Raw genomic sequence first — 1763 nt, forward strand, 5'->3', positions numbered from 1 at the left:
GATGAAAGCGGCTTTGAGTCTGAAACCATTCGTTCTCAATCATCTAAAATGGTATGTTCCCAATACCGTCTTTGCCAAACGCCTGATTCCTTTTGCCTATTTCGGCTGCGATTATTGGTGTGTTTTAAATGCGCTGATAACTGGCGGGTAAAATGGCTTTTAAATAGGCGGATGCGAGTGGGATAGTCCGTATCATTATCAGGTAGTGTCCATAACGCATGGATATGATCGGGTAAGATGACGATGGCGTCAGTGGTAAAGGGCATTTTTTGCTGCACCTTTTGATAAGCCTGTCGCAACTCATTGACCTGTGTGATGAGCAAATTGCTCTGACGGTCATGCAAATTAATAGTAAAAAAGTAGGTGGCTCCAGAGTTTCTGTTTCTAATATAATTTGGCATAGTTTTTTTGTTTTTATTATCAATAATGGTGGGTTACGCTACCGCTAACCCACCCTACAAAACACTTCTCCCTCATTTATTATCCATAACAATCCCATCAAAATAACCACGCATACCGCAGCGCGACTCTCGGTAGTCGTTATTGATATCTTTGAATAACAGCTGAGTTTTGCCTTGATAGATGGCCGGATATAAACGCAGCTCAACGGTCTTACCCGCTTGATAATCGTTTAATACCCAATGGTTCTCTGACCACATGGCTTTTTCATTATCGAGACTGCACGAATGAGCATTGGTGAAAATTAAATCTCCATCAATGATGGCAAGATAAGGTTTGTCAGAAACTTTATGAATAGAAACTGCATTGGTTACCTTACCCGTATCTTCCCAGCGCTGAGTATCCGGGTTATACATGGAGATATTTACCGTAGTGGCAAATTTACCAAAGGCTGTTTTATTGGGTAGCTCAGAAGCGCTTAAGCTTTCTGCATCGCCCCAAGTTACGCCATTGAGACTCTTTTTACCTAGATATTCTTGATATTCTCTAATGAGGCAGGCTTCGCTTTGGCAAGTGTTTCGCTGAAACTTCAACCATTGCCGCTGAGCATTTTTAGTGATAACTCTATGATTTTGGCTATAGTCCTCATTATCAGCACTCGCTAACTCGGCTTTATATTTTTTTGCCATATTCTCATCAAGTTGTGATAGCTCAGAGTTACTACAGACCGTTTTTTCGATCCAGGTACTGGCTTTACTGCAATCAAAGCTGGCCGAAAAAGCTGGCATGGCGAGTAGACTAGAACTTAGAAGACCGATAGCGGTTAGGGTGGTAAAGTTGAATAGTTTCATGCGGCTCTCTCTGTTTAAAATACGTGTTTTGAAACATAAAAATTATAGGGGAGTATTTTATTTGCTATAGTCAATCCACAATAAAATTAGTACAACCCATATTATGAAATAGTTTAGGTAGATTATTCTCCATCCATCCTTGGCGTAGAAATTTAGCCTGTGCCCATTTTTTCTCAATAGGGTTTAAATCGGGACTGTACGGCGGTAGAAATAACAAGCGATGACCATGTCTATTGAGCAGTCTCTGAACGCGTTTGTGAAAGCTAGCGTTATCCATGACAATCACGCATTTAGTTTTAAGGCTTGGTATTAGCGTGTCTTTGCACCAGTTATAGAAGATATCGCCATTGATGTTCTTCTCAAAGTAATCGAGTGCAAACAGCGTCTTGTCATAGAGAGCACCAATAACGTTGGTTCGTTTTTACCTTGCCAGTTGTAACTATCGATGCAAGGGGTTCCAATAGGTGCATAGCCATGAGAACGAATGGTTTCAGACTCAAAGCCGCTTTCATC

General features: G+C 41.0%; 3 protein-coding genes and 1 pseudogene. All 4 read right to left on the reverse strand.

What is annotated here, in order from left to right; translation table 11 throughout:
• Window positions 1–35: 35 nt before the first annotated feature.
• Window positions 36–401 (reverse strand): REP-associated tyrosine transposase, encoded by a 366-nt coding sequence (locus INT03_RS00710; RefSeq protein ID WP_193007178.1) that lies wholly within the window; start codon window positions 399–401, stop codon window positions 36–38.
• Between the two features lie 72 nt (window positions 402–473).
• A complete protein-coding gene (locus INT03_RS00715) occupies window positions 474–1250 on the reverse strand; it encodes a lysozyme inhibitor LprI family protein (RefSeq protein ID WP_193007179.1) in 777 nt (258 codons plus the stop codon).
• A 70-nt stretch (window positions 1251–1320) separates the two neighbouring features.
• Window positions 1321–1656, reverse strand: a complete 336-nt coding sequence (locus INT03_RS15090) for a transposase (protein WP_413469138.1) — start codon at window positions 1654–1656, stop codon at window positions 1321–1323.
• Window positions 1560–1763: pseudogene (locus INT03_RS14850) on the reverse strand (hypothetical protein); the annotation flags it as partial. The pseudogene INT03_RS14850 and the gene INT03_RS15090, both read right to left, overlap by 97 nt.

The organism is Psychrobacter sp. PG1 (assembly GCF_014897815.1).
Lineage (GTDB): Bacteria > Pseudomonadota > Gammaproteobacteria > Pseudomonadales > Moraxellaceae > Psychrobacter.

Excerpts from the sequence above, each read along its gene's own strand:
- INT03_RS00715 (WP_193007179.1), bottom strand. The coding sequence starts at position 1,250 with ATGAAACTATTCAACTTTACCACCCTAACCGCTATCGGTCTTCTAAGT.
- INT03_RS00710 (WP_193007178.1), bottom strand. The coding sequence starts at position 401 with ATGCCAAATTATATTAGAAACAGAAACTCTGGAGCCACCTACTTTTTT.